Source organism: Vagococcus teuberi, from assembly GCF_001870205.1.
Lineage (GTDB): Bacteria > Bacillota > Bacilli > Lactobacillales > Vagococcaceae > Vagococcus > Vagococcus teuberi.
This window is the reverse complement of the sequence record NZ_CP017267.1, coordinates 1,581,543-1,607,553: the sequence shown is the minus strand read 5'-3', so window position 1 is coordinate 1,607,553 and position 26,011 is coordinate 1,581,543. Positions and strand designations below refer to the sequence as shown.

Sequence of the window (26,011 nt, the reverse complement as noted above, 5' to 3'; positions counted from 1 at the left end):
GAGATGAGTGAAGAAGTAACTTGGACGCAAGAGAAGATAGAGAGCTTTCAAGATGATTTGTTGGCATGGTATCATCATGAAAAACGAGATTTACCGTGGCGAGAGTCGACAGATCCATACCGAGTATGGGTGTCTGAGATTATGCTACAACAAACGCAAGTCGTAACGGTGATTCCATATTTTAATCGGTTTATGGAGTGGTTTCCCACGATAGAAGATTTGGCAAATGCTGAAGAAGATAAACTACTAAAAGCATGGGAAGGTTTGGGATATTACTCTCGTGTTCGCAACATGCAACATGCGGCAAAAGAAATGGTCGAAACGTTTGATGGGAAAATGCCACAGACGATAGAAGACATATTATCATTAAAGGGAATAGGTCCTTATACAGGTGGAGCGATTGGAAGTATTGCTTTTTCGTTGCCAGAGCCGGCAATTGATGGAAACGTGATGCGAGTATACAGTCGCTTATTTTGTTTGTCTGATGATATCGCGTTACCTAAAACACGAAAAGTTTTTGATAAGTATGTGAGAGAAACCATGTCACAAACTGAACCTGGTGATTTTAATCAGGCGTTGATGGATTTAGGTGCCACAATTTGTACACCGACTAAACCATCATGTGAGACGTGTCCAATAAAACATTATTGTGAGGCTAAAAAAACAGACACAGCATCTTCTTATCCAGTGAAGAAGAAAAAAGAAAAAGCGAAGCCACTTTACTATGTGGCAGATGTGATTAGAAATAAAACGGGTGCTTTTTTATTGGAGAAAAGACCAGAAGATGGTTTGCTTTCAAACATGTGGACATTTCCCATGCGTGACGTTACAAAAGAAGACTATGATCGTTTAGTGGCATCTTATGACTCTGTTGAAAAAAAAGAGTTACAAGTAGCAGAGCAATTGAGCTTGTATGAAGAAGAAAAAATAGACATCAAAGAAAAACAACTTTTAGGCATTGTGACACATATTTTTAGTCATAGAAAATGGCATGTGTTAGTAGTTGAGGATTTATTGAGAGACACAGATCGTGAAATGTTAGAAAAACAAAAATGGGTCTATCAAGAAGAGTTTGATCAGTATGTTTTTCCAAAACCACAGCAAAAGATGGTCGACTTACTAAAGAAAAGTATGAATAATTAGTGATATCATAGGCTAAGATATGCTATAATAATTCTGATATTGGTGTTAAAGGTTAAATTTAATACCCATGTGAAAAATTGACACAATTTGTCAAGGAAAGCAGGATTAGATAGTGATGCGTGTTCCTAAAGAAGGAGAGTTTATCACGATCCAAAGTTACAAGCATGACGGAAGTTTACATCGAACTTGGCGCGACACAATGGTCCTAAAAACAAGTGAATGTTCGATAATTGGTATGAATGACCATACACTTGTGACAGAGTCAGATGGACGACGATGGGTGACGCGTGAACCTGCTATTGTATATTTCCATACAAAATATTGGTTCAACATAATTGCTATGATACGAGAGAAAGGAGTTTCCTACTATTGTAATCTTGCCTCACCTTATGTTTTAGATGAGGAGGCTTTAAAGTATATTGATTATGATTTGGACATAAAAGTGTTTCCTGATGGAGAAAAACGCTTGTTGGATGTTGACGAGTATGAAGATCATCGAAAACTAATGAACTATCCAAATGAAATTGATATTGTTCTTAAAGAAAATGTGAAGATTTTAGTAGACTGGATTAATGAAGGAAAAGGTCCTTTCTCTGATGAGTATGTCGATATTTGGTATAAACGGTATCAACAATTATCAAGAAAATGAAATAACTGTGTGTTTCGTAAATTCAGGGTTTGATAAGCACTACAAAAAAATAGCGAGAGATTTTAAATGTTTGAAGTCTTTCGTTATTTTTTGTCATTTTGAAACGAAAAAAATAACGAATTTGTTTGAAGAAATTATGTTATAATTTTTACAAGATGAATAAAGGAGGGTATTTAAGTGAAGAAAAAACTATCTATCCTATTTTTAGTAAGTGCTGTATTGTGTATTGGTTTGATGCTATTGAAAGTGTACGAATCAAGAACAACTGCCTCAGAAAAAGTGATTAGAGAAGTCATTGAACCTGAAAAAAAAATCCTTACAATACCAAAAAAAGCATCTATTAATTATAGTAAAGAAAAACAAGTGATGTCGATTAAAGAAGTGTAATTATTCGAATAAAAAAACAGGAAACTTCACTAAAAAGTATCCTGTTTATTTTTATACCGTTTTTTTCATGTTTTGGTGCTGGATATTTGCTTCGATGTAGGGATTCCCAAAAGGCTCATACCCTAAAGAGTGATAGAAACCTAACGCGTGTTGTTGTGCTCCTAAAATGAGTGTGTTTGCCTGGTATTTTGTTGCTACTTGCTCTGCGTAGTTCATGAGTTGTATACCAATTCCTTTTCCACGAGCATCTTTAGCAACTGCCATGCGTTGGATTTTCATTGTTGTCTCATCAATAGGAAGTAATCTTACAGTACCTAAAGCCTGCTGGTTGTCATCATATAATACACAATGAATTGCTTGATCTTCATCAGCGATTTCAATCGATTCTGGTACGTGTTGTTCTATAACAAATACGTCTAGTCTAATGCGTTTAGCATCTTCATATACTTTTGACGTAAGATCTTGTGTATGAATTAAGTTTGCCATTTGTGTATCTCCTTTGTTATGCTTTTAATAAGTTTATCAAATTAACAGTTTTTTTAAAACAAATAGATTATAATAAGAATACGTAAAAGTTAGATAAAGTGAGGGGAATTTATGCTACAAAAAATTAAGGCTTCTAAATTAATGTTTTGGTCACTAGAGCTATTGATTATTGCAACATTAATTTTAGTTGGAACGAAAATCAATTTTATCTTTAAACCAATTGGAACACTATTTACAACAATGTTTGCACCGATTATTATATCCGGTTTTTTATTTTATTGTGTCAACCCAATTTTACAGTTTATGATTAAAAAAGGGATTAAACGGACATGGGCTGTGTCAATTATCATGATTTTTTTGATAGGTGTCGTGTTATTACTTATTATGTCGGTCATTCCGAATTTGATTAAACAAATGACCATGTTAACAAAAGCTGCACCAGACTTTTATATAGCAATAGAAAAAACAATCAATGAATTAGCGCACCATCCTGTTATGAAAAATGTTGATATTCAACAATATTTAGAACAGTGGAATGTGTCATTTGGAAATATTATTAAGACGACAATATCTAGTTTAGGAAATGGGTTAGGATCATTTATTTCTTCTATAGCTGGAATTGTTATGATTATCTTTACGGTGCCGTTTATTTTATTTTATATGTTAAAAGATGGGGAACGTTTTTTACCAAATGTGGCACGTTTTTTCCCAGAAACGCATCGTAAAGAAATGACAGAATTACTGATAAAAATGAGTCAAACAATTTCAAAATATATTAGTGGACAAATGATTGAGTGTCTGTTCGTTGGGGTTGCAACAAGTATTGGATACATGTTGATAGGTGTCAATTATGCCTTTTTATTTGGTGTAATAGCAGGTCTTTCAAATATGATTCCATACATTGGTCCCTATATCGGGTTAGCTCCTGCTTTATTTGTGACGATATTTACGGATCCAGTTAAAGCTGTTCTGGCATGTATTGTTGTATTAATTGTCCAACAGATAGATGGAAATATTATTTACCCAAATGTGATAGGGAAGAGTTTAGATATTCATCCATTAACTATTATTATCATTTTACTGGTTGCTGGAAATATTGCTGGACTACTTGGAATGATTTTAGGTGTGCCATTTTATGCAGTATGTAAGACGATTGTTGTTTATGTCTATGATATGGTTCAGCTTGATAAACGAATTAAAAAAGAAAATACTCCCGTTAAATAATTTGTTTAGCTATATCTTTTATATTGAATTTAATTGATGTTTATGATACGATTTTTGGAGGAATATTAAAAAGAACGAAAAAGTTAGGAGAGAAAAGCTTATGAACGCTGACCCCGAGAGTCAGTCTATTTTTATCAATATTATTATTTTGATTGTGTTAACATTACTAAACGCCTTTTTTGCAGCTGCGGAGGTTTCCGTTATTTCGGTAAACCGTAATAGACTGGAAAGTAAAGCAGAAGAGGGAAATAAAACGGCGATAAAATTACTGGCATTGATTAATGATTCAAGCAATTTTTTGTCTACGATTCAAGTAGGAATTACTTTAGTGACTATTTTATCAGGGGCTTCATTAGCCAATTCGTTTGCTAGAGAGTTAGCACCTGTTTTTGGTGGAGCTCCTTGGGCGAAACAAGCTTCGCAAGTCATTGTTTTAATCTTATTAACGTATATCTCAATTGTGTTTGGTGAATTATATCCTAAACGAATCGCTTTAAACAATCCTGAAGCTGTGGCAGGATTTGTAATGGGACCTATCACATTATTAGGTAAGGTAATGAGACCATTTGTATGGTTGTTGTCAAGCTCGACTAATTTATTGAGCCGTATCACCCCAATGACATTTGATGATGAAAATGAACGAATGACACGTGAAGAGATGGCCTATCTTTTGACGAATGAAGGTGTATTAGATTCTGACGAATTAGAGATGGTTCAAGGGATTTTTGATTTAGATACAACGATGGCAAGAGAAGTAATGGTACCTCGTACAGAAGCCTTTATGATAGATATCCATGATTCTGCAGAAGAAAATATTGATAAAGTATTAGCAAACAATTTCTCACGAATCCCAGTTTATGACGATGACAAAGACAAAGTCATTGGGATATTGCATCTTAAAAATTTACTAAAAGAAGCTCGTAGTAAAGGGTTTGAAAATTTAAACTTATTAAATGTGATTCATGAACCACTTTATGTTCCTGAAACCATATTTATTGATGATTTATTGTTAGAGCTGAAAAAGACTCAAAACCATATGGCAATTTTATTAGATGAGTATGGTGGAGTATCTGGCTTAGTAACATTTGAGGACTTGTTAGAAGAAATTGTTGGTGAAATAGATGATGAATCTGATGAATTAACGATTGACCATTTATTAAAACAAGTGAGTGACAATGAATTCTTAATCGAAGCTCGTATGCCAATCAATGACTTTAATGAAAAGTTTGGTACGAATATCTCTATGACGGATGTTGATACGATGGCAGGTTTTATGATTACAGAGCTTGGTGTAATTCCTGAAAAGGACGAACGTTTAACCATTCATGTTGATCATATTGATTTAACGACGTATAAAGCAGAAGGCACTCGCTTACTAGAGATATTAGTGACGATCAATGAGGTAGAAGATGAAGAAGAAGATAAATATTACAAATCACGCGATGATGATTAATAGATAGTGAGGTATAACAGTGAGAAAAGTTATTACATATGGTACATTTGATTTATTACACTACGGACATATTAATTTATTACGTCGTGCAAAAGAGCAAGGCGATTATCTGATTGTTGCCTTGTCTACTGATGAATTCAACTGGGACGAAAAGCAAAAGAAATGTTATTTCTCATATGAAAAGAGAAAGATGCTTTTAGAAGCGATTCGTTATGTTGACTTGGTCATACCTGAAGAGAGTTGGAACCAAAAGATGACAGACATTGAAGAGTTTAAAGTTGATGTGTTTGTCATGGGCGATGATTGGAAAGGTAAATTTGATTTTGTAAAAGAAACAGGTGCTGACGTTGTTTATCTTGAACGCACACCAGAAATATCAACAACACAAATCAAAAAAGATTTGAATAAGAGATGATGAATGTCCTTTGTTAAATAAGACTTATGAGCTAAATTTGTAAGATGATGACTGTGAGAGGAATCTCATATTTATGGATGTACACTAAATCGTGTTGATAGATTAAATTCTATCAATGCGATTTTTTATTTGGCTCTTTGTCAACTAGTGTTGGTAAGAGTTAAAACGTTAGAATTTAAGATCTAGAAAACAACATGTTTTCTAGATCTTTTTGGTGTCTTGAATACAGATTTTTTTAAACAAATTGCTATTCGTAATTTGAAATTATAAAAACTTCTCATGCCATAGGCATTACGCTTAATGACTTTAATATGATTGTTCATACATTCTAAAGGACCGTTTGAATACGATGTTTCAAAAGTATTTTTTATTTCTTCTTGATACTTTCTAAATGTTTTAAAAACAGGTATATACTCTTGAAAAAGAGTTCAGAGTGAAGACAAACTAATTACTCATTAAGAGTAATTGGGTTGTCTTTTTTATATCCTATGATTAATTTAGGTAAATAATTAAAATAGACAAAAAAATAAAGCCCTCTAGGTCTCTTAATTTAAGCATTTTTGCTAATTTTTTTATATTAAGACATGCGAAAGTAAGCCCAATTTTCATGTGCATTTTTTCTTTGCCTATTAAGTTGGTATAACGTAATCCATGAAATTCTTTGGCTGTTCCAAATAACCTCTCAATCGTCTGTTTACGATTATTATAGATAGATTTCATTCCAATGGAATGACGTATGTCCTCACATCGTTCCATATCATCTTCCCATAAATGACGTTGAACTTGCTTTCTCTTATCCTTTGATTGCGTACATTTATATATTAAAGAACATGTCATACAATCATGAGGGTTACTTTTATATTCTCGATAACTATCTCGATTAGTTGTCGTATAAGTTAATGTTTTCATATTGGGACAAATATATTGATCATAGTATTCGTCATAAACATAATCATATTTTTTGAAAAAACCTTTCTTGGTCATGGGTCTCTTGTATGGAAAAATAGGTGTTAAGTTATCTTGAAATAACAAATGGGCAATACCTGGTGTCTTGTAGCCTGCATCCATCACTAATTTATTCAGAGTGAAATGACTTTTTAATTTATTGTAAATAGAGATAAAAGTACGACTATCATGTTGATTACCTGGATGCGTTGTATATCCTAAAACCCATCCGCTTTTATCACATGCCACTTGTGTGGCATAGGCAAAGACTTGTTTATGTTCTCCTTTATGAAACCAGCCACTGTCAGCATCATTTTTACTAATTTTTTTAACCTTTGTATTTGTCTCACTTTTTTCTTTTCTTTTTAAGGACTTTTTTAATTGTTTTTCTCTATCGATTTCAACTTCTTTTTAAAGTGATTTTACATAAAATAATGTGTCTTCAGTTATTTCTTTGCTTTCATACTTTTTATTATTTGCATGTGCTTTGATATGAGTCCCATCAATAAATATCTCAGACGTATCAACTAAATGAGCTTCTATACACTGCGCTAAAATACCATAAAAAATTTGTTCAAAGATATCTGTTCCTTTAAATCTTCTTGAGTAATTTTTACCAAAAGTTGAAAAGTGAGGGACTGAGTCTTGGATATCTAAACCTAAAAACCATCTGTAAGCCATATTTACTTCGACTTCTTTAATCGTTTGTCTCATGCTCTTAATTCCGTATAAGTATTGTATCAAGGGAAGTTTGATTAACATAACTGGATCTAAACTAGGTCGTCCATTAGACTGATCATATTTATCCTCAACAAGTTGATAAATAAAACTAAAATCGACGTATTTATCAATATCTCTTAGAAGGTGTTCCTGTGGAACTAAGTCTTCTAATGAATAAAAACCTATTTGATTACGTTTACTCATATCTTGCTTTTTCAACATTAATAGTCACTCCTTTCCTCTATTTTACCAAAAAAAAACAAAGTATCGAAATTTATCAATACTTTGTCTACAGTCTGTACTCTTGAAAAAGAGTTTTTTGATTGATTAAATCTACAAATAAAGAATAATCTTTTGTTTGAAAAGCTCTTAAAATCTGTTGATAAATATTATAGGCATCTGTAAGTTCAGCATTGTAAGTAAGTAGGCGTTCAAGTAATTCTTTTTCAGAAAGATACGTTTTAAATGAAGAGTGCCATTGTTGTTGAATAAAGTCTAGTTTGCCATAACTTTTTTGAAGTAATTTCCAATATTTTTTTATTCGTCTATAAATAATTCCATTATCTTTATGCTTTAATTGATTCATTATTCTAATTCGTATTTTTTGAAAAGCTCTACCAATGTGTTGAACTAGATGAAATTTATCTAAAACGACTTTAGCGTTAGGGAAAAGTCTCTTAGTTAAAATGATGTAGGGTTGATAAATATCAGAAACAACATACTTCACTTGTTCTCTGTTAGATAAAGAGAATCCGTTAAAGTATTTCTCGATCTTAGGTAATCTTCGATCAGGTAAAATATCAATTAACTCCTTAGTGTCACCATCTATTATAATAAAACTCATAGATCCAGCTACTTTTTTGACAGATTTAAACTCATCAAAACAAAGGACAGCTAGTAAGGAATAACTATATTTCTGAATGGGTTGATACCATTCTTTAAGTACCCGATAAACAGTTGAAGTAGAAACGTTTGCTTGTTTTGAAATGTCACTCATAGATTGTTTAGAAGTTAGTTTTTTAGCAACAAGACGTTTTAAATTGTTAGAAATAGAATTGTTTCTAGAAACAAAAGGCGTATCTAAAACAAATGTCGATTTACAATCTTTGCACAAGAAACGACGTTTCTTTAATTGAACATATGTAACATATTCAGAAATAGCAGGAACTTTAATTAAACTAGCAGTATATCCCCACTTAATAATGTGTGTATCCTTTTCTTCGCAATGAGGACAACATTCTGGTGTTTCATCTAAAAAACCTTCAAATACTCTAGAGAAAACTCCCTTTATTTTCCTAGTAGACAAACAATTTTCATTAAAAATAATATTTAGGTCTAGTATATTTAAGATATCTTTGATAGTCTGTGAGTATGACATGTGGTATCCTCCTTAGATTGTTGTTTCGCAATTTCATTCTAACGGATAACACATGTTTTTGTGTACTAAAAACTGCTGGTAACTTTCGTTACCAACAGTAGAAATTATAGAGCCTTATTTGTTAACTATATGTCTTTTTTTTTATTTAAAATAAAAGTAGTTAATCATAACACGTGAAAAAAGTAAAACAAAAAATGTTCAAAATCCGAAATTTAGTTGAAATTAATATGTATAATATGTTAAAATTTTTTTAAAAGTACATTAAAAAGGAGGTTCTATGTGAAAAAAGATATTATTTTTGTGGGGATGATTGGTATTTTAGGATCTATTTTAGTTGGATGTTCAAGTGATAGTGGGAAAAAAAATACGGCAATGTCAACTGAGATTCCATCAGAAACATCAGAGTCTATAGATGCTACAAAATCGACAGAAGTAACAAATTCAACAACTAGTGAATTAGAACCGTTATCTAAAAAAGATACTGTTGAAGCTACTTTAGAATCTTTACAACAAGGCTTATCACAAATGTTTGACATAAGCTTTGATGAAAAAAATGAACGATTTTTACTTGAAGTGAAAAAGGATAGTCCTGTGGAGGCTACATTTTTAGAGCTTGTAAATAATCCCTCACCTGATAGCGAACAACAGGTTAAAGATTTATCTGCTTCATTAAGTGGATTTTCAGAATCAGTATCAGAAAGTTTAGGAGCAAATTATTCTATTGAACTAGTCAATAATTATAATGATAAAGGAAGCTTTTTTGTCATTAAAAATGGAGATATAAGTTTTCCATATTTAGAAAGTAAATGATAATTTTGGAGGATTATAGATGAAAAGTAAAAAATTTAATTATGTAATGTTGACGGTTTTGTTAGCTAATATAGCTACTTATCCTGTAATTGGTTTGGCCGAAAATACTTCTGAGGAACCTAAGTCAGAAAAAATAAATGGTGATACATCGACTTCATCACAAGTTATTAATGGTCAAGATAACCAGCTTGAATCCGCTACGTCAGATAGTATATTAACAGAATCAGAAATGTCTACGCAAACCACTAGTTTGGATGAAACAACAGCAACGACAACGACGGATACATCAGAAGAAAATAAAGAAGAAATAGAAAAAACACGTGCTGTAATAAATGAAAAATTAGGAATTAAGTATGAAGCACATATTCAAAACTTAGGTTGGCAAAAAGAAGTAAACAATGGAGAATTAGCTGGAACAACAGGTAGAAACTTAGCTTTAGAGGGATTAAAAATTTCCTTAGATAAAACAAATTCAGATTTATCTGGCGGAATAGAATACCGCTCTCATGTACGGAATATCGGTTGGCAAAATTGGACTTCAGAAGGACAAATTGCAGGAACAGTTGGTAAAGCATTGCCAACAGAAGCATATCAAATTCGTTTAACAGGAGAAATAGCTGAAAAGTATAATATTTATTATCGAGTTCATACAACAAATTTAGGCTGGTTAGGCTGGGCTAAAAATGGAGAGATGTCTGGTAGTGAAGGTTTTGCATATAATGTTCAAGCGATTGAAATTAAATTATTGGAGAAAAATGAAACACCACCAACAAGTACAGAAACTCCTTATGTTAAAAAAACTACGTTAAATTATCAAGCCCATGTTCAAGATATCGGTTGGCAATCAAATGTTTCAGACGGTAAAATTGCTGGAACGACAGGTCGAAATAAAGGCGTTGAAGGTCTAAAAATTAATTTAAGCGATGCAGCGGAATCAGGTAATATACAATATCGTGCCCATGTTCGAAATATCGGTTGGCAAGATTGGGTTACTGGTGGTCAGTTAGCAGGAACAGTTGGTAAAGCACTACCAACAGAAGCTTATGAAATAAAGTTAACAGGTGAATTAGCGAAAAATTACGATGTTTATTATCGAGTTCATTCTTCAAATGTTGGTTGGCTTGGTTGGGCTAAAAATGGTCAGTCTGCAGGGACTCAAGGATTTGCATTTAAAGTTGAAGCCATAGAAGTTAGATTGATACCTAAATATACTAGTGCTCCAGCTCTTGGAAATGCTTTTCTAAAAAGTGAACAAGTTTCATATCAAACACACGTGAAAAACATTGGATGGCAAAATGCTGTTACAAGTGGCGCAGTAGCTGGAACAACAGGTAGAAATCTATGGGTAGAGGGATTAAAATTATCCGTTCCAAATCAAACTATTAGCGGTAGTATTCAGTATAAATCACATATTCGAAATATCGGTTGGCAAGATTGGGTTGAGAATGGACAACTTGCAGGAACAGTTGGAAGAGCATTACCAACGGAAGCATATCAAATTAGACTAACGGGAGAGCTAAGTAAAATATACGATGTTTATTATCGTGTGCATGCTCAAAATTTCGGTTGGTTAGGTTGGGCTAAGAATGGTCAATCTGCTGGAACAGAAGGATACGCTTATCATGTAGAAGCTATACAAGTGACATTGGTACCTAAAGGAGGAAGTGCTCCTGGAAAATTAGGGGATTCATTTAGAGTTAAGAAAACATCTAATATAATTACCAGTGTGCCTTATGTGAGTCAATATGCTCCTATATATGCACCTTGGGGATGTGCTGTAGCTTCTATGACCATGTTACTAAGATCAAAAGGTGTTTCAGTAGATATGAAATACGCTTTAGATAATTTACCTATGTATCCTGCTGATAAAGGTGGGCAAAAAGGTGATGTTTATACAGGTGCCGGTTTTGGTTGGGTTATTACACCTCAATCGTTAACGCAATATATGAAAAAATGGTATCCAAACGTGTATAACATTACTGGTGTTACATCAAATGGAATTAAAAATCATATTATAGACGGAAACCCAGTATTATTTTATGGGTATACTTCTCATCAAAAAGATACTGTAAGAAACCATGCAAAAGTAGTAGTTGGATATAAAGATAATAAGTTTTTAGTATATGATCCATTATACTATAGTGAATCAGCAGGACCTATGTCTGGTGGAAAACACCCTAAATATGATAGAGGTGCTAAATATTGGGTAACAGAAAAAGACTTTAATGAAGAATTTGCTGGAAGAGCAATAGTCATAAAATAAAAAAGCTAGTGTTTTTTATTTCTATGTAAATGTAGGATTTAGTTAAATTACTTTTAAGGAGATAAAACGTAAAATGAACTATAAAGTGAGATTAGGAGTATTATCTTTAGCTTTGTTGTGTACGCCGGTATTAGCTAATGCTCAGAATGATATTGAATCAACTCATTCTGATTTATCGACTATCGCGACAGAATCTACTACTGAAACTTTTAAAGTGGAAGAATCAACATCGACAACAGGGTCTAATTCAGTTGAAGCTGAAACATATAATTCATCGACAACTTCAAGCGATTTAAACAATAAAAGAAGTAGTGAAGAAGAAGCATTGGAATTAATGATTTCTGATACAGAAAATGAATTTCCCTCAGATAGGTCTGATTTGTATCCCGATGATGTAAAACCAAGTGCTCGTGCAATAGGGACTCCATACATTGGATTATATGATAGAAATACTCCACAGAAAGGTTTTATCGATGTGTCTTCACATAATGGTGTGTTATCGGTTGAACAGTATAGAACATTGAAAAATGCAGGTGTAACGGGAGTTGTGGTTAAATTAACAGAAGCTACTAGTTATATCAATCCACTTGCACAAGGGCAGATTAATAATGCTAAAAAAGCAGGACTTAAAGTGTCAGCTTATCATTATAGTTGGCACAGTAATAATGCACAAGCACGCTTAGAAGCAGATTATTTTGCACAAGCAGCGGTTAGGTTTGGGTTAGATAAATCTACAATTATGGTGAACGATATTGAAGATCCTAAAATTTTTGGTAAAGCAGACCATAACGCAACATCTTTAGCATTCCAAAAACGACTAAATGAATTAGGATTTGGAAATGTGACACATTATGTAGGAGCGTATTGGATTACCAGTGGAGCAATTAACCCTAACAAATTAGGGTACAAAAATATATGGGTTGCAGCTTATCCTTATCAATTGAGTAGTCAGCAACAATATAGTAATTACGGAGCATGGCAATGGTCATCAAAATTAACTGTTCCTGGTATTAGTGGGACGTTAGATATTTCTTCAGATTACTCAGGTAAATACACTCAGCCTAAAACTCCGACTACTAGTGGTAATAGTATCAATAGCAATACAAATACGGGTAATAGCAATATTAAAGGTAACTTCCAACAAAACCCTAATCCTGCAATAGGACTATGGTATAGATCTCATGTAGCGGATAAAGGGTGGTTAGGTTATGCTGGAACAGAGTACACATCTGGCACAACTGGAGAAAACAGACGATTAGAAGCGATTGATGTTAGATGGAATAGAGAGAAAAATTCTATCCGTTCAAGTTTCCAAGATATTAATGGACGTTGGGTTGAGGTAGGTACAGATATTACAGGTACTACTGGACAAGCTCTAGCTATTCAACGTGTGTGTTTTGCGAGTAATGATGACTTATTAAAAACAGGTCGAAGAATCCAATATCGCGTACACTCACAGGATGTTGGTTGGTCAGCATGGAAAGAAGAAGGTAGGCCAGCTGGCACAACTGGTAAAAAAATTGAAGCAATTGAAATGAGAATGATAAAAAACGGAGTAGTTGAAAAAGGTTAGACTTTTTCAGATAATGAAAATCATTAGATTATAACTTAACTTTTGTTGAGTAAAATAGTCTAGTGGTTTTCTTTTTTATGGTATTAAGTTAAAATAAATAAGAATGTGTCATTAGCTTTAAATAAATAATAAAGGGAGAAAATAGTTATGACGATGCAAAATAATAATCATACATTTGTTGTATGTGCTTACAAAGAGAGCTCCTTTCTAGATAATTGTATTGAATCACTTAAAAATCAAACAGTGAAAAGTAATCTGTTAGTGTATACCTCAACACCAAATGAATATATAGAAAGTATCTGTAAAAAATATGATATATCTTTAGTTACTAAAGAGGGTGGATCTATTGGTAAAGATTGGAATAATGCATTATCGTTTGTTGAAACAGACTATGCCACAATTGCCCATCAGGATGATTTGTATTTACCTAATTATACTGAATCTATGATGAAATTATTCGAAAAGAATCAAGATGGTTTAATTGCTTATTCAAATTACCGTGAATGGAAAAATGGTGAAGTGATTCCAATTAATACGAATCTAAAGATTAAAAATGTAATGCTTAAAACAATTTCAGTATTTAATAAATCCAATTTTTGGAGAAAAAGAGTTTTAGGATTTGGAAATCCAATCTGCTGTCCAGCAGTTACTTATAATATGAAAAAGTTAAATGGTTTTCAATTTGATGAAAAAATGAAAGTATCATTAGATTGGCTAGCATGGTATGATATAGGAATGAAAAAAGGACGATTCTTATATGACTCTAGTGAGTTAATGATACATAGAATTCATGATGAATCTGAAACAACCAATACTATTAAGGATAATATTAGAACACAAGAAGATATTATGATGTTTAATAAATTTTGGAATAAACATATAGCTGATTTTATTATGAAGTTTTATGTAAAAAGTCAAGACTCAAATAATTAAATTCTTTAGGAGTGTTAATAATGAAAGGAATCATTTTAGCTGGAGGATCTGGGACAAGATTATATCCAGTCACAAAAGTCACATCAAAACAACTTATGCCGATTTACGATAAACCAATGATTTATTATCCATTATCAGTATTAATGTTAGCAGGTATTAAAGATATTTTAGTTATCTCAACCCCACAAGATGTTCCAAGATTTGAGGAACTGCTGGGTAACGGTCATGACTTAGGATTAAGTATAACTTATGCTGTTCAGGAAAAACCAGAAGGCTTAGCTCAGGCTTTTATTATTGGTGAAGATTTTATTGGAGATGACTCTGTTTGTCTTATTTTAGGAGATAATATTTATTATGGTCAAGGACTGTCTAAACTTTTACAAAGTGCTTCTAGCAAAGAAAGTGGAGCAACTGTTTTTGGTTATCATGTAAACGATCCTGAGCGATTTGGAGTGGTGGAATTTGATGAAGAGATGCGAGCTGTTTCTATCGAAGAAAAACCAGAAAATCCAAAATCTAACTATGCAGTGACGGGACTTTATTTCTATGATAATAATGTAGTTGATATTGCTAAAAATATAAAACCTTCTGAACGCGGAGAACTTGAAATTACTGATGTGAATAAAGCGTATCTTGAAAGAGGGGACTTATCTGTTGAAGTGATGGGACGTGGATTTTCTTGGTTAGATACAGGAACGCACGAATCTTTATTAGAAGCGTCAATGTTTATAGAAACAATCGAGAAACGACAAAATTTAAAAGTTGCTTGTTTAGAAGAAGTTGCTTATCGCATGGGTTATATCACTAAAGAAGATGTGATAAAACTTGCACAACCTTTGAAGAAGAATCAATATGGTCAATATTTACTTCGTTTAGCTGAGGAGGGAAAATAAGTGGGTAAGGTAAAAGTAACGGAAGCGTCTTTACAAGATGCTTATATAGTGGAACAAGCTGTTTATGGCGATCATCGAGGCTTTTTTACAGAAAGTTATTCGAGAGAAGATTTTAATGAAGCTGGTCTAACTTATGATTTTGTTCAGGATAATCATTCTCTTTCTCTTGAAGCGGGTGTTTTGCGAGGATTACATTTTCAAAAAGGCGAACACGCTCAAACTAAATTAATTCGAGTTATTACAGGAGTAGTATATGATGTGATTGTTGATTTGCGAAAAAATAGCCCAACTTATGGTAAGTGGGAAGGCTTTATTTTATCAGAATCCAATCAACGTCAATTACTTGTACCTAAAGGATTTGCTCATGGCTTTTTAACACTAACTAAAAATGTTAATTTTGTTTATAAATGTGATAATTATTATTGCGCACAGGCAGATGCAGGAATTGCGTTTGATGATAGCACATTAAATATTGATTGGCCAATTCATGTTGAAAAAGCGATTTTATCTGAAAAAGACAAAAATCATCCAACATTTATAGAATTTGGGCCAATGAATGATTTTATTTATGGGAGAATATAAGATGAAAAGAATTGTAGTTACAGGTGGGGCAGGATTTATCGGGTCTAATTTTGTACACTATGTTGCCAATCACCATCCGGAAATCGAAGTGATCGTATTAGATAAATTAACCTATGCTGGAAATAAAGAAAACTTACGTGGTTTGCCAGAAGAGCAAGTAAAATTAGTTGTAGGAGATATCACTGATAAGGAATTGGTAGACAAATTGGTTAGTCAGGCAGATGCTGTCGTTCACTATGCCGCTGAGTCTCACAATGATAATTCGTTAGTAGATCCCTCACCATTTATTGAAACAAATATTCTGGGAACATATACGTTACTTGAAGCTTGTCGTAAATATGATGTTCGTTTTCATCATGTGTCAACGGATGAAGTATATGGTGACTTGCCATTACGAAAAGATTTACCAGGTCACGGAGAAGGTGAAGGCGAAAAATTTACGGACCAGACACCTTACAACCCATCTAGTCCTTATTCTTCAACTAAAGCAGGCTCTGATTTATTAGTTAGAGCATGGGTCCGTTCATTTGGATTAAAAGCCACGTTATCTAATTGTTCCAATAATTATGGTCCTTATCAACATATCGAAAAATTTATTCCTAGACAAATTACGAATATCCTTTCAGATATTAAACCAAAGTTATATGGTACAGGTGAAAATGTAAGGGATTGGATTCACACAGAAGACCATTCTTCGGCAGTGTGGGCGATTTTAACTAAGGGAAGAATTGGCGAAACGTATTTAATTGGTGCTGATGGCGAAAAAGATAACAAAGAAGTATTAGAATTGATTTTAGAGTTGATGGGGAAACCGACAGATTATTATGAACATGTAAGAGATCGTGCAGGACATGATTTAAGATACGCGATTGATTCAACTAAATTAAGAGAAGAACTTGGTTGGACACCTAAGTTCACTGATTTTAGAGAAGGTTTGTCAGACACGATAAAATGGTATGAAGCAAATACATCTTGGTGGATTGATGAAAAAGAAATGGTGGAAAATAAATACAAAGAACAGGGTCAGTAAAAGAGGTGACAGGTAGGTGTATTTAGTAACAGGAAGCAACGGTCAATTGGGACAAGAATTATGTCACTTATTAGATGATAAAAAGTTACCATATATTGCCGCAACGAAAGAAACATTGGATATTACAAATAAAGAACAAGTAGAAGAAGTTGTTAAAAAAATAAACCCAGCTGTCATTTTTCATTGTGCAGCTTATACTCAAGTTGATAAAGCAGAAGATGAAGGCAAAGAGGTTAATCATGATGTTAATGTAACAGGAACTGAAAATATTGCTAATGTAGCTAAAAAAGTGGGGGCTACATTAGTCTATATTAGTACAGATTATGTATTTGATGGAGAAACCACATATGAATATGTAACAAACGCTGTGACTAATCCACAAAATGAATATGGTAAGGCAAAATTGTTAGGTGAAGAAGTTGTGCAATCAATCATGAAAGATGATTACTATATTATTCGTACATCTTGGGTGTTTGGTGAATACGGTAATAACTTTGTTTATACAATGAAAAAATTATCGGAAACTCATCCAACATTAACAGTGATTAATGATCAGATTGGTCGTCCAACGTGGACAAAGACTTTGGCTGAATTTATGGTGTTTGTGATTCAAGAAAATGCACCTTGTGGCATGTATCATTTATCGAATGATGGCGTGTGCAGTTGGTATGAATTTGCTAGAGAAATTTTAAAGGATACTGAGGTTGAAGTACTTCCAATTACTTCAAGTGACTATCCACAAATAGCAAAACGACCAATGTATTCTGTGTTAAACTTAGATAAAACAAAGCAATTAGGCTTTGTGATTCCAACATGGACAGATGCTTTAACAAGTTTTTTAAGGAGAGTGTAGATGAAGGTTCTAATTATAATACCTGCATACAATGAAGCAGCAAGTATCTTACAAACAGCTCAGTCTATAGAAGATTATAAGAAAAAAATATCGTTTGATTTAGATTATATTGTGATTAATGATGGTTCTAAAGACAATACTAGAGAGTTATTAATAACTCATGATATTCCTAGTATTCATTTAATTAATAATTTAGGTATAGGTGGTGCTGTGCAAACAGGCTATCTATATGCTTATTATAACAATTATGATATTGCTGTACAGTTTGATGGTGATGGTCAGCATGATATCGAATCTTTAGAGCATTTAATTACGCCAATTATGGAGAGTGGAGCAGATTTTACTATAGGCTCTAGATTTGTTGAAGGATCACCATCAGAGTTTAAAACATCTGTATTTAGGCGAATGGGAATTAATTTGATTTCATTTTTTATCAAAATGAGAACAGGTGTGACGATATTAGACGTGACTTCGGGTTATCGTGCAGCTAATAAGCAAATTATTGAGTATTTTGCTAAAAACTATCCTCGAAAATATCCGGAACCAGAGACGAATGCTATTCTTATTAAACAAAATAGACGAGTTAAAGAAATTGGTGTGAATATGTTTGAAAGAACAGAAGGAAAATCTTCTATTACACCATTTAAATCAGTTCGTTACATGGTCGAAGTGTTAACGTCTATTATTTTACTGTCGGATAAGGGGGACTAGAGAAATGGATGCATTATACTTATCAATGATTCTTTTTTCCTTACTTTTTTTATTTTTTGTGGTTCGTTCTATTAGAAAATCTACGTTTAGCTTAGAATATTCATTGATGTGGTTAGCAGTAGCTCTCATTATGGTGGTGTTTGCTGTATTTCCTAGTATACCAGAATCGTTAAGTAAGGTTTTAGGATTTGAAACAATGTCTAATTTCTTATTGGTGATGGCAGTGTTGTTTAGTTTACTTCAACTGATTTCTTCTACAAAACAAATCACCAAACAAAGTAATGAAATAAAAAAATTAATTCAAGAAGTGTCAATCTTAAAAGAAAAATCAGAAGAAAAGGAGAGGAATCAATGATATTATTTCTTATTTACGTGGTACTATCTTCATCAGGTATTATCTTGTTTAAATTAGGTTCATCAGATTTATCAATCAAAATCATTAATAATCAGTTGAATATGAATTTTCCTGGATTAAGCATTTTGGGTTTATTATGTTATTTAGGAAGTTTTGTTTTATGGATGATTATCATTTCAAAATCTGATGTTAGTTATATTGTTCCTTTAGGATTGGGAATAACAAATGTATTGATACTAGTTGGATCCTCAGTAGTCTTAAAAGAAGAGATTAGTTTATATGGAATCATTGGTATCGTACTTATTTTAGCGGGAACACTGTTGATTAATAAAGGTTAATCAACAGAGTTTTTTTAAAATCTACGAAAGAGAAAGAGTTTGATTGAACAAATGGAAAAATCAATAAAATCTTTATTTGATGTCTGCTGGGAAAATAAATATCTTCTACTTATTGCTGCTGGGTTAACAATATTTGGAGCAAGTTATTCCACAGGCTTTGATAATGTCTATTGGAAGTTTGTTGTTTTAATTTTTGGTCTATCGATTATTCCTATTTTAGCAACATCATTTTTTAAAACAGAAAATGTTGTATTTGTGACAATTGTTATGATGGGTTCTTTTTTTGTTATTTTTTCTCCTGTATTTGATGTGTTAGATGAGCCAGCTCACTTTGGACGAGCCGTCTATATATCAGAGGGAAATTTCAAATTACAAAATGATAATGATAAGTTACAGATTTCTAAAGATTATGACAAGTTGAACAAAATGACTGGATATAATGGTATAAATAGGTTAGATCCAAAGAAAAACTTCTTTCATACAAAATTATTTAGTATGAAAACTGATAAAAATAAGCAAAGTGAAACAAAAATTAAAGCAACGAGACCATACAGTACAGTGATGTATTTACCAAGTGCATTTGGTATTTGGTTGGGTAAAGTGTTATCTAATGGTAATTTAGGAGTCATGTTCTATTTGGGACGCTTTTTTAATTTATTAATGTATGCTATTATGGCATTTTTTGCAGTGAAAATGGCTGGAAAATGGAAAATGATTATTGCAGTTTTTTCTATACAACATTTACCTGTCTATATCGCTGCATCATTTAGTCAGGATGCTTTTTTTTACGGCCTATGTTTATTGATAGCAGCGAAATTTATTCAATTATTTGATAAAAAAGAAGCAATCACATATAAAGATGTGGCAGTGGTAGGAGTTCTTTGTGGACTGATGGCCTTTACAAAATTACCATATATTATGTTGATTGGGTTGATGCTATTTATCCCTATCAAACGATATGAGTCGAAAAAAGTTTATCTAAGTAATTTTATTGCGATTGTATTAATTATTGCAGTTGGTTTGTTATGGACTAAATATTATTCGACATTAGAACCAACAGATTTACCTGGTTCAGTTGACCAAAGTAAGCAAATTAGTCATATAATCTCTCATCCTAAGGCATTTCTTCAATCAATGTTGATTGGTGGAACAAATACAGTGTTGCTATTAAAACAATATTTTACGTTTGGTTGGTCATATCATGTTTCTGATATTGCGTATGCCTTATACTTGATGTTTATTGGTTCGGTTGTCTTTATGTATCCAAGACGGTTGGTAAATAAAATCAATCCATTTTTTAAATTAGCCATTATTGGTGTGTCACTAGGGATTATTTTGTTAACTAATTTTATTATGTATTTAACGTTTACAGGTGTTGGAGAACCTATTATTAAAGGTGTTCAAGGAAGATATTTCTTTGGTATATTTATTTTATTAACATTTATTTTGAATTTGTCAGAGAAGGTTTTTGCAGTAGATGATTTAAACCAACAAACTTATTTTAATGAAAAAGTCTATGACAAAACGATATTATTTATATCCATATTATTTTTAATTTGGATGGCTACTTTAAGGGTAGGTGCGTACTATTAATTAATAGAAGTATCAGTATGGAAAGGACTTTAAAATGGTTTTATATAAATTAAAAAGAAAATTTAAAAGTGACTTCAACAAGAAAAAGAGTCAGTATTATGGTGCCAATTATGAGTCGACAACTGTTGATGAGTACTTAATTGTTTATGAATCAAGAGATGGAAAATCAATTGTTGATTCACCATATGCTATGTTTTTATCCTTAGTTAGTGATACTCGTTTTTCGAAGTATAAACACGTCTGGGTTATTAATCCTGATGTTCCATTTATTAAAGAAAGCATTCCGCAAAATTTACAAAAAAAAGTAACATTTGTTGAACGGAATAGTTTGGAGTACGTAAACGTATTGCTAACAGCGAAATATTTGATTAATAACTCAACATTTGAATCTTTTTTTGTTAAGAAAAAAGAGCAAGTGTATATTAATACTTGGCATGGAACACCATTAAAACATATGGGGTTTGATATTCCTGGAAATCCTAATCATTCACAAAATGTTTTAAGAAATTTCTTAATGGCAGATTATATTTTGTCACCTAACGCTCATACATCAGAAATTTTTATAAAAAGCTACAAATTAGAAGGTATTTATCCAGGGATAGTTCTAGAAGGTGGCTATCCAAGAATTGATTTTACTCTTAATTCTAATAGGAGTGAGATTGTAAGAAAAATTGAAAACTATGGTGCAAAATTAACTGAAAAAAAAATCATCTTATTTTGCCCGACGTGGAAAGGAAGTTCTGTTCACAATACCACAGATGATATTGATCAAATTGTTGAAGAAACATTACAGTTAGCTAATCAATTTAAAAATGAATATGATGTACTAGTTAAAGTTCATCCCTTTATTGCAAACAAGGTCTTAGAGGATGGAAGGGTAAGTCAACATTTAGTGTCAGATTTAATTGATGCCAATGAAGTATTGGCTATTACGGATATTTTAGTGACAGATTATTCTAGTATATTTTTTGATTTTTTAGTGACAAATAAACCAATTATTTTTTATGCGTGGGATAAAGATTTGTATCAAAGAAACCGAGGAATGTATTTAGAAGAAAGTGAATTACCAGGGCCAACTGCAGAGACTTTACCAGATTTATTTGATTGTATCAGTCATGTGAAAGAATATTTTAAGGACTATCAAAATGCTTATAAAACGTTGGCAAAAAAAATGGTATCTTATGACGATGGAAATGTGACAAAAAAATATATTGAGCGAATTTTTGAAAACAAAAAGATAGAAGATATGAAAGAATATCACGTTGACTCCGACAAGAAAAAGATTTTACTATTTCCCGGAGCAATGAAAAGTAATGGAATTACATCTAGTGCATTAAATTTAGTTAACAATATTGATTATGACAAATATGATGTCACAGTTATATTAAATTCTAGAAGTCCGATTGAATCGGTTAAAAATATTGAAGAGATTAATAAAAACGCTCGATTGATTTTTAGATTTGGTCATGCTATTTTCAGTAAGGAAGAGGAAAAGTTAGATAGTAACTTTAATGTCAATGGTTTACCGAAAAATAATAGAAATGCTTATCCAAAACAGGCTTATGTACGAGAAATGGCTCGATTGACAGCTAATCTTGAGTTTGATGTATCAATAGATTTTAGTGGATATAGTTATTTCTGGGGGCGTCATATTTTATCGGCCAATGCAGAAAAGTATGTGGCATTTATGCATAATGATTTGGTAGCTGATTCAATGAGGGAAGTTGATGGCAAAATGCCACAGTACAATGACTTAAATGCACTATTTTCTATTTACTTTATGTTTGATAAATTATTAAGTGTGTCACCCATGACAAGAGATGTTAACTTAAAAAAATTAGGCGACTATGTAACTAAAGAGCAAATGTCTTATGTATACAATACAATTAATATCAATCAGATATTGGGGAAAGAAAACTCATCGGTTAAATCAGATGGTGAAAAGTTAATAGTTAAAAGGAAGCGGCTTAAAGTCTTAAATAATACTACTATTAAAGTTTATAAAAATTTATCTGATTTAGAGCTAGAAAAATCATTTGGACTATCATTGCGATTAGATGATAAAATAACACAATACGCTAGCTATTTATTTCATGACAAGATTTACGTCAAAATTAGTGTAAATGATATATACGTAGGCTGGATTGATCAAAATTATGTTAAAGAAGAGGAATTCGAATTATATAATGTTAAACCGTATCATACTATTTCAACTGCATCATACCCTTTAAAACAACCAATTTGGAATCAAATTCGTAAAAATAATGAAACAGATGAAATAATAACCTATATTGGATATTTTAAAGATAGATATATTGAAACTGATAAAATAGCCAAGACTAGTGGAGGACGTTATGTTAGAGTAAAATATAACGGAAAAGTAATCGGTTGGATGTCTCCTCGTCCTTTGAAAAGAACGCATAAACTAACGTCTATATCACCTTTAAAATTTTATTTCAATGGTAAATTGAAGAAAAAAGAGTTAGTTTCTCCTGTTGGTTATACGTCAAAAATAGAAAGAACAACATTATATGGTAAGTTCAATACTAATGTGTCAGTAAATATTTATAGTGAACCAAAAGGAACCACAAATAGTATGATTATTAGCACATCAGAAAATTATGTTGATGAGATTTTTTTAATCGATAAAATTGCATGGGTAGGAGAAGACAAATATTATCATATTTGTCTTAGTCTTGAAGAAAGTATAGGATATGTTCAAGCTGATTTTATTGATACTGTATCAGAAGATGTCTATTTTAATTTTAAAGAAAAAGAAAAACAAAATAATACAGAAGAATTTAGATTACCTAGGGTTGATTTGAGTTATCAAAAAGTCCCAAGTTTTGATTCAAATTATTATAATATTGTAAATATGGGAAGGCTATCACCTGAGAAAAATCAAACACATTTAATTCAAGCTTTTGCTAGATTTAATCAAGATGTTCCAAACAGTCGATTGTTTATTCTAGGAAAAGGACCTCTGGAAGCCTCATTAACCGAAACTGTTAAGACTGAGAAAATGCAAGGTAAAGTATTTTTATTAGGACATATTAAAAATCCTTTTAATTTTATCAAAAAAACAGATTTATTTATTTTACCCTCATATTATGAAGGGCAACCAATGGTATTGCTAGAATCTATGGTTTTGGGTTTAAAAATATTAGGTTCTAATATTCCTGCAAATATTAATGTTATTGGAAAAAATGAAGAATATGGTATGTTAACTGAGGGGATAGAAGTAGAAGATATATATCATGGTTTGCATCGTATTTATCAATTTGAAGGTAATTTTAAATCATTTGATTATATACAATATAATGAAAAAACAATTCAACGATTTTATCAAGAAATAGATCCGCTAAATAAATGAATTATTTTAAGAAGTTGACCCAAAAGCAACTTTTTAAATAAAAATCACTTAACTATCAAAATATAAATCCTATGAAATCAACGTTGTAATTAACGGATTTCATGGGATTTTTCTCTTATAATACTTTTGTGTCGGCCTCTTTTTTATTTTTATTGATTAACCCTCCAATAAAAAAATAATTGAATGTAAGCCTATTCTTTATAATGTCCGCATTGACAGTGTTTTGAGTGAGCTATAAAATGGGTTCAGACGTTTAGTAAGTATGGATGTGTAGCGTCAAGAATTGGGGGAAAGTAAGTTGGGAATGACCGTGTTCAATGAAACAATTGTATTAATTTTTTTTATGTTTGTAGGTGTTTGGTTAAATAAACGAGGTAAGTATTCACCAGGAGCCAATATTTATATTGGTTATTTACTGACAACAGTTGCTTTACCTGCGGCCATTATTAATAGTTTTCAAGTAGATAAAAGTGACCGGTTATTAATTATGATGAAACAAACGGCTATTTATACATTTATTATGATTGTGGCGACATTACTTATTACGTATTTAATTGCAACTTTATTTAAGAAAAAAGATATGTTACGAAGTTTATGGGTAGTTAGTTTAACTTTTTCCAATATATTATTTATCGGAATTCCGATTGTTGGAAAATTATATGGTGAAGTTGGATTGATTGTCTTAGTTGTGTGTAATACAGTAACAAGCTTGTTCTTATTCACAGTAGGGATTATGTTTTTATCAAATAGTCGAGAAATCAGAATTCGAAGTATTTTGACCACACCAGCTATTTTAGCAGCTGTAGTAGGTTTTGCGTTGTTTATGTTTGGTGTAAAATTACCAAAACCAATTCATACTTTTAATGTTGATTTGTCGATTATGACGGCATCTTTATCAATGATTATCAATGGTAGTTTGTTCTCACAAGTAAAACTAAAAGAGTTGTTCTTTGATAAAGATAATTTACAATTTCTATTTGTTAGAGCGATTATTATACCCATTATTTTTATTCCAGTATTGAAATTTTTTATCACAGATCCAACTATTTTAGGTGTTTTAGTGCTGCTTGCTTCAATGCCAGTAGGTTCGCTGGATGCTATTTTGGCAGAAGAATATGCTGGTGCAGGAACAAAAGTATCACAATATATTGCATTGACAACTGTCACAAGTATGGTAACATTACCAATTATTATGTCATTAATATAAACGAAAAAAGTATCTGAGAGGATGCTTTTTTTGTTTATATGGTATAATTTTTAAAACTAAACGTAGAGGAAGAGTGACGTGATTTATACACGATTAGCGAGAAAAGAAGATGTACCACAAATAGTGACCATCATTGAAGAAGCAAAGGAAGTATTAAAAAAAAGTGGAAGTCCACAATGGCAAGAAGGCAGCCCAAATGAGTCAATGGTTTATGATGATATTGATCATCATTATGGCTATGTCTTAGTTTATTATAACCAAGTGGTTGGTTATTTAGCTATGATTAATCAAGAGGATGAAGATTATAAGATCCTATCCAATTGGCAGCAAACGTCTGATTATGTTGTGATTCACCGAGTAGCCATTTCATCTAACTATCAAGGATGTGGGTTAGCAAATTATTTTTTCTCTAATATATTGAGCATTTCATTAAGTAAAGGTTGCTCAGCTGTGAGAATCGATACGCACAGAGTGAATTTAACCATGCAAGCTTTATTAGAAAAGTTTGATTTTGTTTACCGAGGGATAGTATATGTTGCCTCTGATATCGATGGTGAACGTTTTGCTTATGAGTTAGTAATTGAAGACTAATAAAAAGATGTTAAAACAGTTAAATATTTGCTAGAATCGATTTATAAAGCATGTGTTTTAAGATACTAAAGAAATCGATTTTTTATTGGTGTTGGAGGTGGGTAGA

At 32.0% G+C, this 26,011-nt stretch carries 23 protein-coding genes and 2 pseudogenes; 21 read left to right on the top strand and 4 right to left on the bottom strand.

The window, feature by feature from the left end:
• Positions 1 to 3: 3 nt before the first annotated feature.
• From mutY to BHY08_RS07725, 3 genes are all read left to right on the top strand, one after another.
• Complete coding sequence (mutY, locus tag BHY08_RS07735) at positions 4 to 1,143, top strand: A/G-specific adenine glycosylase (protein WP_071457325.1); 1,140 nt, start codon at positions 4 to 6, stop codon at positions 1,141 to 1,143.
• A gap of 115 nt (positions 1,144 to 1,258) precedes the next feature.
• Positions 1,259 to 1,792: a nucleoside tri-diphosphate phosphatase gene (ntdP, locus tag BHY08_RS07730; protein ID WP_071457324.1), complete on the top strand. Its 534-nt coding sequence runs from the start codon at positions 1,259 to 1,261 to the stop codon at positions 1,790 to 1,792.
• Between the two features lie 177 nt (positions 1,793 to 1,969).
• Complete coding sequence (locus BHY08_RS07725; RefSeq protein WP_071457323.1) at positions 1,970 to 2,179, top strand: hypothetical protein; 210 nt, start codon at positions 1,970 to 1,972, stop codon at positions 2,177 to 2,179.
• 51 nt (positions 2,180 to 2,230) lie between these two features.
• Here BHY08_RS07725 and BHY08_RS07720 read toward each other — a convergent pair whose 3' ends face one another.
• Positions 2,231 to 2,665 (bottom strand): GNAT family N-acetyltransferase, encoded by a 435-nt coding sequence (locus BHY08_RS07720; RefSeq protein ID WP_071457322.1) that lies wholly within the window; start codon positions 2,663 to 2,665, stop codon positions 2,231 to 2,233.
• A gap of 111 nt (positions 2,666 to 2,776) precedes the next feature.
• Here BHY08_RS07720 and BHY08_RS07715 point away from each other — a divergent pair, with 111 nt between their 5' ends.
• The 3 genes from BHY08_RS07715 (at position 2,777) to tagD (ending at position 5,757) form a co-directional block, all read left to right on the top strand.
• Positions 2,777 to 3,889, top strand: a complete 1,113-nt coding sequence (locus BHY08_RS07715; RefSeq protein ID WP_071457321.1) for an AI-2E family transporter — start codon at positions 2,777 to 2,779, stop codon at positions 3,887 to 3,889.
• A 100-nt stretch (positions 3,890 to 3,989) separates the two neighbouring features.
• The gene (locus BHY08_RS07710; RefSeq protein ID WP_071457320.1) at positions 3,990 to 5,342 is read left to right on the top strand and encodes a hemolysin family protein; all 1,353 of its coding nucleotides are present in this window, start codon (positions 3,990 to 3,992) and stop codon (positions 5,340 to 5,342) included.
• 19 nt (positions 5,343 to 5,361) lie between these two features.
• Positions 5,362 to 5,757: a glycerol-3-phosphate cytidylyltransferase gene (gene tagD / locus BHY08_RS07705; RefSeq protein ID WP_071457319.1), complete on the top strand. Its 396-nt coding sequence runs from the start codon at positions 5,362 to 5,364 to the stop codon at positions 5,755 to 5,757.
• Positions 5,758 to 5,939: 182 nt separating this feature from the next.
• Here the strand turns inward: tagD and BHY08_RS10795 are convergent.
• The 3 genes and pseudogenes from BHY08_RS10795 to BHY08_RS07695 all read right to left on the bottom strand — a co-directional run.
• A pseudogene (locus tag BHY08_RS10795) lies at positions 5,940 to 6,170 on the bottom strand (transposase); the annotation flags it as partial.
• Between the two features lie 31 nt (positions 6,171 to 6,201).
• A pseudogene (locus BHY08_RS07700) lies at positions 6,202 to 7,644 on the bottom strand (IS1182 family transposase).
• A gap of 67 nt (positions 7,645 to 7,711) precedes the next feature.
• Positions 7,712 to 8,800 carry an ISL3 family transposase gene (locus BHY08_RS07695; RefSeq protein WP_071457318.1) on the bottom strand — a complete coding sequence of 363 codons (1,089 nt, stop codon included), beginning with the start codon at positions 8,798 to 8,800 and terminating at the stop codon, positions 7,712 to 7,714.
• Positions 8,801 to 9,079: 279 nt separating this feature from the next.
• Between BHY08_RS07695 and BHY08_RS07690 the strand changes: the two genes are divergently transcribed.
• The 15 genes from BHY08_RS07690 (at position 9,080) to BHY08_RS07620 (ending at position 25,905) form a co-directional block, all read left to right on the top strand.
• Entirely contained in the window at positions 9,080 to 9,610 is a 531-nt protein-coding gene (locus BHY08_RS07690) for a hypothetical protein (protein ID WP_071457317.1), read from the top strand.
• A gap of 19 nt (positions 9,611 to 9,629) precedes the next feature.
• The gene (locus BHY08_RS07685) at positions 9,630 to 11,873 is read left to right on the top strand and encodes a C39 family peptidase (protein WP_071457316.1); all 2,244 of its coding nucleotides are present in this window, start codon (positions 9,630 to 9,632) and stop codon (positions 11,871 to 11,873) included.
• 73 nt (positions 11,874 to 11,946) lie between these two features.
• Complete coding sequence (locus BHY08_RS07680; protein ID WP_071457315.1) at positions 11,947 to 13,446, top strand: GH25 family lysozyme; 1,500 nt, start codon at positions 11,947 to 11,949, stop codon at positions 13,444 to 13,446.
• Between the two features lie 153 nt (positions 13,447 to 13,599).
• Positions 13,600 to 14,379: a glycosyltransferase family A protein gene (locus tag BHY08_RS07675; protein ID WP_071457865.1), complete on the top strand. Its 780-nt coding sequence runs from the start codon at positions 13,600 to 13,602 to the stop codon at positions 14,377 to 14,379.
• Positions 14,380 to 14,399: 20 nt separating this feature from the next.
• A complete protein-coding gene (gene rfbA, locus BHY08_RS07670; protein ID WP_071457314.1) occupies positions 14,400 to 15,272 on the top strand; it encodes a glucose-1-phosphate thymidylyltransferase RfbA in 873 nt (290 codons plus the stop codon).
• Positions 15,273 to 15,854: a dTDP-4-dehydrorhamnose 3,5-epimerase gene (rfbC, locus tag BHY08_RS07665; protein WP_071457313.1), complete on the top strand. Its 582-nt coding sequence runs from the start codon at positions 15,273 to 15,275 to the stop codon at positions 15,852 to 15,854.
• A gap of 1 nt (position 15,855) precedes the next feature.
• Positions 15,856 to 16,884, top strand: a complete 1,029-nt coding sequence (rfbB, locus tag BHY08_RS07660; protein WP_071457312.1) for a dTDP-glucose 4,6-dehydratase — start codon at positions 15,856 to 15,858, stop codon at positions 16,882 to 16,884.
• A 16-nt stretch (positions 16,885 to 16,900) separates the two neighbouring features.
• Positions 16,901 to 17,737, top strand: a complete 837-nt coding sequence (gene rfbD, locus BHY08_RS07655; protein WP_071457311.1) for a dTDP-4-dehydrorhamnose reductase — start codon at positions 16,901 to 16,903, stop codon at positions 17,735 to 17,737.
• Positions 17,738 to 18,448, top strand: coding sequence for a glycosyltransferase family 2 protein (locus tag BHY08_RS07650; protein ID WP_071457310.1), 711 nt, complete (start codon positions 17,738 to 17,740; stop codon positions 18,446 to 18,448).
• A gap of 4 nt (positions 18,449 to 18,452) precedes the next feature.
• Positions 18,453 to 18,803, top strand: coding sequence for a DUF2304 domain-containing protein (locus BHY08_RS07645; RefSeq protein WP_071457309.1), 351 nt, complete (start codon positions 18,453 to 18,455; stop codon positions 18,801 to 18,803).
• A complete protein-coding gene (locus BHY08_RS07640; protein ID WP_071457308.1) occupies positions 18,800 to 19,141 on the top strand; it encodes a DMT family transporter in 342 nt (113 codons plus the stop codon). Before BHY08_RS07645 ends, BHY08_RS07640 begins: the two co-directional genes overlap by 4 nt.
• A gap of 39 nt (positions 19,142 to 19,180) precedes the next feature.
• The gene (locus tag BHY08_RS07635) at positions 19,181 to 20,734 is read left to right on the top strand and encodes a DUF2142 domain-containing protein (protein ID WP_071457307.1); all 1,554 of its coding nucleotides are present in this window, start codon (positions 19,181 to 19,183) and stop codon (positions 20,732 to 20,734) included.
• A gap of 34 nt (positions 20,735 to 20,768) precedes the next feature.
• Complete coding sequence (locus BHY08_RS07630; RefSeq protein ID WP_071457306.1) at positions 20,769 to 24,107, top strand: CDP-glycerol glycerophosphotransferase family protein; 3,339 nt, start codon at positions 20,769 to 20,771, stop codon at positions 24,105 to 24,107.
• Between the two features lie 304 nt (positions 24,108 to 24,411).
• Complete coding sequence (locus BHY08_RS07625) at positions 24,412 to 25,314, top strand: AEC family transporter (RefSeq protein WP_157093652.1); 903 nt, start codon at positions 24,412 to 24,414, stop codon at positions 25,312 to 25,314.
• Positions 25,315 to 25,392: 78 nt separating this feature from the next.
• A complete protein-coding gene (locus BHY08_RS07620; RefSeq protein WP_071457304.1) occupies positions 25,393 to 25,905 on the top strand; it encodes a GNAT family N-acetyltransferase in 513 nt (170 codons plus the stop codon).
• Positions 25,906 to 26,011 lie beyond the last annotated feature (106 nt).